Genomic DNA, 7,656 nt, shown 5'->3' with positions numbered 1-7,656 from the left:
GGCACCCCCCCCCCCCCACGACGTCCGCGGAATAGTGGGAGGCAGTGGCCTCCTCCTTCGCGGCGGCCAAGGCGCAGACGATCTCGGCGGGTTCACCCCCCGCCAGGCGCTCCTCGATGGCCCGTTCGTCCACGTGGGCCGGGGCGATGACGGGTTCCACGCCCGCACCCCGCAGGATGGACAGGCGGGACGGGGATTGGGAGGCCAGAACTAGGCGCATGCGCTTAGTAGTAGCGGACGTTGCGGAAGGCGGACGGGTTGAACACATCGCCCGGCTGACCCCACAGGTCGCGCTCGGAGCGGATATCGGCGGCCTTGGCGCGCGCCTCAGAGTCGAGCTGGCTGAGCACCGTGGACAGGGCCGCCACCTCAGCGTCGGTGGGGTTGCCGCGCAGAACGGTAAACAGGGAAGTGGTCATTGGACACCTCTACAAAACGATATTGCCGTGCTTCTTCGGCAGGGTCGGAATAATCTTGCGATCCAGCAGACGCAGGCCTTCGATGAGGGAGCCGCGCGTGGCTGCCGGGGTAATAACGGAATCGACGAGACCGCGCTCAGCGGCCTGGTACGGGGTCAGGTAGGCGGCGGCCTCCTCCTCGCTCAGCTCTAGCTCGGAGGCCAGTGCGGGCGCATCGGCCACGGCGATCTCGGCCGTCGGCCACGCATAGGACAGGTCCGCGCCGAGCTCCTTGGAGCCGAAGGCGATGTATCCGGTACCGTGCGCGCGGCGGACGATGACGCTGATCTTGCCCACGCTCGCCGCGGAGTAGGCATGCACCAGCTTGGCCAGCGCTGCCTTCTCCACGTCCAGTGCCGGAGTATCGACGAACTCGATGATGGGAGTATTGAAGGCATCACACAGGCGGATGAAACGCGCGGCCTTGGCGGCAGCTTCCGCGTCGAGGGTGTCGCGGTTGGCGATGATGCCCACGGTGCGTCCCTCGACGCGACCGAAGCCTGTGAAAACACCGCGCACCTGGGCACCGAGCTCAAAAACATCCTCGCAGGTGGCGGTGACCACGTCGGCGAGATCGACGGCGCCGTCATCGCCCACGAGGGTATCGAGGACGTGGTCGGCGTCGGTGATGTTCTCCTCCACCGAACCCGACACGATGGTGGCCTCGGTGCGGGGAGCGGCGGCGCGGTTATTCGAGGGCAAGTAGGAGAGCACGCGCTTGGCGACGTTCACCTCGTGCTCCTCGTCCGCCTGCAGGTCACCGTCCGGAGCAATGACGACATCCGACAGCGCGGCCACCAGCGAGGCCTCCTTGGAGTCCGCGTAGACCGCCGTGACCTGCGGGATGAGGCCGGAAGCGGTGGTGGCGCGGGCGAGGATGCGAGCCTGCATGGCGGAGGAGACGATGCCTTCCTGGGCGCGGGGCTTGTCGCTGGCGACGAGCGCGACGATGGGCACGCCGGTCTTAATGGCGAGGTCGTAGAGCTTGGTGACCTTTTCCCCGTAGACCTCGCCCATGGTGCCGTCGAACAGCGAGGCATCCTGCGCATAAGCGCAGACCTTGCGGCCATCGACGGTGCCGAAGCCGGTGACGACGCCATCGGTGTAGGGGCGGACGTGCTCGCGGCCGAACTCGGTGGAGCGGTGGCGAGCAAGCGCGTCGGTCTCTACGAAGGATCCGGCGTCGAAGAGCGCCTCGATGGCGCTGCGAGCCGCAGGGACCTCTCCCTGCGGCGCACGGGACTCGGTGAGCTTGGCGCTGAGGTCCTCGATCTTGCCAGCGGTCGTCTTCAAGTCAGTCATGGGACACTAGTGTAATACAGTGCGTCTTCTGTACTAATCTGTGCCGATCCGAGTGCAGCCTATAGCGGGATGTTGCCGTGCTTGCGTGCCGGGCGGGCCACATTCTTGTCCGTGAAGAAGCGCAGATTTTTGGCGATTGCACTGCGGGTTTCGGAGGGGAGAATGACGGCGTCGATAAGCCCGCGCTCCGCTGCCTTATATGGGTTGAGCATGTGGTCTTCATACTCACGCTCGAAGGACTTGGTCAGCTCAGCCACGTCGAGGCCCTTTTCGTGGGCAGCCTTGATCTCCTTGCGGTAGATAAAACCGACGGCGCCGGCAGCGCCCATGACCGCGATCTGGGCGGTGGGCCAGGCCAGGTTGACGTCCGCTCCCAGTCCCTTGGAGCCCATCACACAGTAAGCGCCGCCGTAGGCCTTGCGCAGGGTGACGGTGATCTTCGGAACGGTTGCTTCGGCGTAGGCGTAGAGCAGCTTGGCGCCGCGGCGCAGGATGCCATCGTGTTCCTGGTCGGCGCCGGGGAGGAAGCCGGGGACGTCGACAAGCATGATGATCGGGATATTAAAGGCATCGCAGGTGCGCACGAAGCGCGCGGCCTTCTCCGAAGAATTGATGTCGAGGCAGCCGGCGAAGACCTGGGGCTGGTTAGCCACGAACCCTACGGTGCGCCCTTCGATGCGGCCGAAGGCGGTGACGACGTTATCGGCGCGGTCGGCTTGGATCTCCAGGAAATCGCCGTCATCGGTGAGAGTCTCGATGATCTCCTTGACATCATAGGGCTGGTTCGGGGAATCCGGGATGATGCTATCCAGCACGAGGTCGTCGACGGTTTCTTCGCCCAGCTCCTCGTAGGGCTCAACTGGGGTCAGCTGGCGGTTATTGGAGGGCAGGTAGGTCAGTAGGTCGTGTACCCAATCGAGCGCTTCCTCGTCGCTAGAAGCGGTGTAGTGCGAGGTGCCGGACTTGTGCATGTGGACGCCGGCGCCGCCGAGTTCTTCCTGGCTGACTTCTTCGCCGGTGACGGTCTTGATGACATCTGGTCCGGTAACGAACATCTTAGACTTTTCATCCACCATCACGACGAAGTCGGTCAGTGCGGGGGAGTAGGCGTTGCCGCCGGCGCAAGCACCCATGATGACGGAGATTTGCGGGACGACGCCGGAGGCCTTGACGTTTTGGTAGAAGGTCTTGGCAATCCAGTCCAGGGAGACGGCACCGTCCTGGATGCGGGCGCCAGCGCCCTCGTACAGCCCGATGAGTGGACGGCCGGTCGTGATGGACAGCTCCATGATCTTGATCATCTTCTCGCCGTAGACTTCGCCGAGGGCGCCGCCGAAGACGGTTCCATCCTGGGAGAAGATGCAGACCTCGCGGCCGTCGATGGTGCCCCAACCGGTGACGATGCCATCGGTGAGCGGGCGCTTCTTGCCCATGCCGAAGTCCGTGGTGCGGTGCACGGCGAGCATGTCAGTCTCCACGAAGGATCCTTCATCGAGGAGGTAGTCCAAGCGCTCACGCGCGGTGAGGCGGCCCTGGGCGCGGACTTTTTCGTGGGCTTTTTCGCCCATGGGCTGCGCCGCTGCTTCGCGACGCCTCTTCAGTTCAGCGATCTTGCCTGCGGTGGTGTCAGCGCTCAGGGAGTCAAGCTCTGACAAATGTGAGGAAATAGTCATGTTTCGACAGTGTAGAGAAGTTTTGCATAGGAATGTATAGCGGCGCGCAGGTGATTTCCCTCACAATCTTTGTTTGTGCAGGTGAGCGGCGTGGAAAAGGTGAGGGTTTCCTCGCTTACGGCGTGTTGGGTGCATGGTTGCCAGTGTAATTGGCGAGGTGCTGGTGGGGTTGGTTGGTGTGGGTAAAAGAAAAGCCTCGCTCCCCGGAGGTGGGGGCGAGGCTTGGATTAAGCGGCTTTATCTGGGGTGTCGGCTAGCCAGCCGAGGTTGTAAAGGAAGAGCTCAACCTCTGTGAGGTCCTCTTCGCTGGGGAAGGAGTTGGTCAGCGCCGCGTAGGACTCTTCGATGTCGGTGCGGGTGGCTGGGACGAGGCCGTGTTTGTGCAGATCTTCGGCGATCTGCGATTCCAGCGGGGCTGAGTGCACGGTGTCAAGGTTGATTCCGGTGGCATTCTTGAATTCGTTAGTGATGGCGGAAAGGAATCCGGTCAAGGTATTCATTTGGCTCACCTCTCTATTTCTTATCGTGATGATGCGACTGTCCACATCATGGGGTTGAACCAACTATATAGGTAAAATCCCCCGAAAGCTAGTTTTCGTTCACGGAGAGTTAACTTTTAGTTAACCTAGCGAGAAATGTGAGGTGAGTTACGACGTGTTCTTTATGCCTCTACAGGCAACCAAGCGTAGCCATAGGGGCCCAGCTCCACAGGGCCCAAGTCAACGGTCTGATCCGTAAAGTTGTGCAGGCATAACAACTCACCGCGCTGGAATCCCAGAACGCCCGTCTGACCGGTTTCCACGGCTTCGAAAGGTGCGGTACCGAGCTCTGGATGCGCCTTGCGCTGCTGGATCAGTCCGCGCAGGCGGTGGAGGAGTGAGGAGTCGTCGGCAAGCTGCTCTTCTACCGAAACCCCTACGCCGCCGACGATGGGACGGCGCGGGTGGGCAGACGTAGTGAAACCTGCACCTTCGCCCGGCTCCCACTGCATGGGCGTGCGTACAGCATCGCGGTCAGGCAGCTCGGGGGCATCGTTCATCCCAATCTCATCGCCGTAGTACAGAAAGGGAGCGCCTGGCAGGGTCATAAGTAGTGAATAAAAAAGCTCAATCTTGCGGTAGTCGTTGCCCAGCAGCGGCGCGAGGCGCCGCGCGATGCCCACGTGGGCGCGCATCTGCTCATCCGGCAGGTAGTGCTCGTACATGATCGCGCGCTGGTCCTCGTTGACCATCTCTAGGGTCAGCTCGTCGTGGTTGCGCAGGAAAGTTCCCCACTGGCAGCCTTCGGGCAGCTCTGGAAGCTCCGCCATGATGTCGTAGATCGGTGTGGCGTCCCCCAGCGCCAGCGCCTGGTAGAGCCGCGGCATCACCGGGAAGTTGAACACCATGTGGAAGCGGTTGCCCGTGCCATAAAACTCCATGGTTTCCGCCGGTGGCTGGTTGGCCTCCGCGATCATGATGGCTTCGGGGTAGTTCTCTTCGATGAAAGCGCGGACCTTCTCCACAAACTCGACCGTCTCCGGCAGGGACTCGCCGCCCAACCCATCGCGCTCGTAGAGGTAGGCGATGGCATCGAGGCGGAAGCCATCCACCCCCTTGTCCAACCAGAAGGAGAGGATCTTGAATACTTCCTCGTGGACCTTCGGGTTGTCGTAGTTCAGGTCCGGCTGATGGGAGTAGAAGCGGTGGAAGTAGAACTGCTTGCGCTCTGGATCCCACGCCCAATTCGAGGTCTCCGTATCGGTGAAGATGATGCGGATCTCCGGGTAGCGCAGCGGATCATCGCCCCACACGTAATAGTCCCCGTAGGGCCCTTCCGGATCGGTGCGGGAAGCCTGGAACCACGGGTGATCGGTGGAGGTGTGGTTGAAAGCCAAATCCGTCATGAGGCGCATTCCGCGCGCGTGGAGTTCGTCAACGAGCTCGTCGAAGTCCTCCATCGTGCCGTAGTCAGGGTGGATGGAGTAGTAGTCGGCGATGTCATAGCCGTCATCGCGCAGCGGGGAGGCATAAAACGGGGAGAGCCACAAGCAGTCGACGCCGAGCCACTTGAGGTAATCCAGCTTCTCAATAACCCCGCGCAGCGTGCCTACGCCTTCACCGGTGGTGTCCTTGTACGAGCCCACGAGGGCCTGGTAGAAAATGGCGTTGTCGTGCCAGCTCATCGGAGATCCTTCCGTTTAGCCCGCCACAGCAGATACTCCGCCAGGCACAGCGCGCCCGCGAGGAGCCCCGGCCAGATGGCGGGGGAGGGGTGAAAAAGGTTGAGGACTGCCTGCACCAGCGCCAGGAAGGCAAAGAAACCAACGAATCCTAGCGCGGTGTCCCACAGCAGTGCGCGGCGCATTAGGCCTTAACACCTCCGGCGGTGAGGCCGGCGACGATGCGGTGCTGGAAGATGAGCACCATGATGATCAGCGGAACAGTCACCAGCGCGCCCGCAGCCATGGTGGCGGCGTAGGGGTACTCGAAGGCTGAGGGGCCGGAGAAGCGTGCGATGGCCACGGTCACCGGCTCAGTGGCGGTGGTGGAGAGCTGCTTGGCCAGCATGAACTCGTTCCAGGTTGTGATGAAAGCGATGATGGCGGTGGTAAACAGCGCGGGCGCGGCCAAGGGCAGGAGTACGAGGCGGAAGGCCTGACCGCGGGAGGCGCCGTCCACGCGGGCGGCCTCTTCCAGTTCCCAGGGGAGCTGGCGGAAGAAGCTCAGCAGTGTGTAGACCGTCAGGGGCAGCGCGAAGGAGATGTTCGGGATGATCATCGCGCGGTAGGTGCCAATCCATTCGAGGTTGCCGAAGAGCTGGAACAGCGGGGTTACCAGCGCGATGGCCGGGAACATCGAGGCGGCCAGAATGATACCGGTGACAACGCCCTTGCCCGGGAAGTCATAGCGCGCCAGTGCATAGGCGGTGAACACGCCGATGAGGACCGCCACCGCGGTCGTGGCCAGGGAGATGAGCAAAGAGTTCCCCAGGGCGTTGAGAAAGTCATTGCCCTTGTCCGTGGCTAATGCATCCCGGAAATTATCGAGGGTCACGTGCGTGGGCCACGGGGTGGTGTCGAAGGTATGGGACTTGTGCCGCAGGGCGGTGACGACCATCCAGTAGAAGGGCGCGAGCCCCCAGAACATGATGAAGAGGATGCCTAGGTAATGGCCGAGCTTTTTCATGACTTCTTCTCCTTCTTCTGGCGAGCAGTACCGGAGACATCAGCGCCGAGGAAGCGCACCAAGATGAACGCGACGGTGAAGATAAGCAGGAAGATGAGCGTGGACAACGCGGAGGCCGAGTTGAAATGACCCTGGCGCATGTCCTCCACGACGAGCTGGGAAATGGTCGCCGTCGGGGAATTGGAGGAGGCCGAGATCATGATGACCGGCAGGTCGTACATGCGCAGTGCATCCAGCGTGCGGAAGAGGATAGCCACCATAAGCGCTGGGCGTACCAGCGGCAGGGTAATGGTGAAGAAGGTTTGGATGCGCGAAGCGCCGTCCACGCGGGCGGCGTCGTAGACATCGCGGGGGATCATTTGCAAACCAGCCAGGATCAGCAAAGCCATGAAGGGGGCGGTCTTCCACACATCGGCGATAATCACCGCCAGGCGCGCATAGAACGGGTCCGTGGTCCACGCGATGCGCGTGCCGACGAGCGCGTTGACGATGCCATCCGGAGCGAACATGAACTGCCACAGCTTCGCGGTGACTGCGGTGGGAATGGCCCAGGGAACCAGCACCGCTGCGCGCACGAGGCCGCGCCCGCGGTACTCGCCGTTCATCACCAGCGCCATGAACATGCCAAGGATGGTCTCCAGGGCAACCGTGACCACGGTGAAGAAGAGCGTGATCTTCACCGCCGGCCAGAAATCGGTGGCGATGACGCCGTCCGGGCAGGCGGTGGCCTGACCAGTGGCAGACATGCAGCGATTGGTAATCCAGTAAAGGTAGTTTTCAAGGCCGGCGAAGGAGCCTTCCTCAAACACTCCCGTGGTGGGGTTAAGCCGTTTGTTGCCCTGGAAGGACAGCATCACAGCGCGCACAATGGGGTAGCCGATGACCACAGCCAGCGCTATCAGCGCCGGTGCGATGAGCGCGGCCACACGCAGGTACTGTCTGCGGGGCTGCACGGTAGGCGGTGCTCCAGCCATGCGGTGCCTGCCTTTCTAATTCATAGGGGGGGGAGAAGGGGTTTAACGGGGGTTGTTGGGGAAATCATAGCGGCTAGCCCGG

The 7,656-nt window shown here is 62.2% G+C and carries 9 protein-coding genes; all 9 read right to left on the bottom strand.

Annotated features, from left to right (window positions below):
- Positions 1–220: Maf family protein (locus RDN59_RS05800; RefSeq protein ID WP_308607018.1), on the bottom strand; the 220-nt coding region annotated here is incomplete at its 3' end.
- Between the two features lie 4 nt (positions 221–224).
- Complete coding sequence (locus tag RDN59_RS05795; RefSeq protein WP_049156374.1) at positions 225–419, bottom strand: acyl-CoA carboxylase subunit epsilon; 195 nt, start codon at positions 417–419, stop codon at positions 225–227.
- A 9-nt stretch (positions 420–428) separates the two neighbouring features.
- Positions 429–1,760 (bottom strand): carboxyl transferase domain-containing protein, encoded by a 1,332-nt coding sequence (locus tag RDN59_RS05790; RefSeq protein WP_308607017.1) that lies wholly within the window; start codon positions 1,758–1,760, stop codon positions 429–431.
- A gap of 59 nt (positions 1,761–1,819) precedes the next feature.
- Complete coding sequence (locus RDN59_RS05785) at positions 1,820–3,433, bottom strand: acyl-CoA carboxylase subunit beta (protein ID WP_308607016.1); 1,614 nt, start codon at positions 3,431–3,433, stop codon at positions 1,820–1,822.
- 227 nt (positions 3,434–3,660) lie between these two features.
- A complete protein-coding gene (locus RDN59_RS05780) occupies positions 3,661–3,933 on the bottom strand; it encodes a hypothetical protein (RefSeq protein ID WP_308607015.1) in 273 nt (90 codons plus the stop codon).
- A gap of 161 nt (positions 3,934–4,094) precedes the next feature.
- A complete protein-coding gene (treS, locus tag RDN59_RS05775; RefSeq protein WP_308607014.1) occupies positions 4,095–5,597 on the bottom strand; it encodes a maltose alpha-D-glucosyltransferase in 1,503 nt (500 codons plus the stop codon).
- The gene (locus RDN59_RS05770; RefSeq protein WP_049156366.1) at positions 5,594–5,779 is read right to left on the bottom strand and encodes a hypothetical protein; all 186 of its coding nucleotides are present in this window, start codon (positions 5,777–5,779) and stop codon (positions 5,594–5,596) included. Before RDN59_RS05770 ends, treS begins: the two co-directional genes overlap by 4 nt.
- Positions 5,779–6,600, bottom strand: a complete 822-nt coding sequence (locus RDN59_RS05765; protein ID WP_308607013.1) for a carbohydrate ABC transporter permease — start codon at positions 6,598–6,600, stop codon at positions 5,779–5,781. Before RDN59_RS05765 ends, RDN59_RS05770 begins: the two co-directional genes overlap by 1 nt.
- On the bottom strand, positions 6,597–7,574 hold the full coding sequence (locus RDN59_RS05760) for a carbohydrate ABC transporter permease (RefSeq protein ID WP_070509492.1): 978 nt from the start codon (positions 7,572–7,574) through the stop codon (positions 6,597–6,599). Before RDN59_RS05760 ends, RDN59_RS05765 begins: the two co-directional genes overlap by 4 nt.
- Positions 7,575–7,656: the final 82 nt, after the last annotated feature.

Origin of the sequence: uncultured Corynebacterium sp. (genome assembly GCF_902489365.1) — a bacterium.
Taxonomy (GTDB): Bacteria; Actinomycetota; Actinomycetes; order Mycobacteriales; family Mycobacteriaceae; genus Corynebacterium.
Note: the sequence above shows the minus strand (reverse complement) of the source record. Positions and strands in the feature narration are given on the sequence as shown.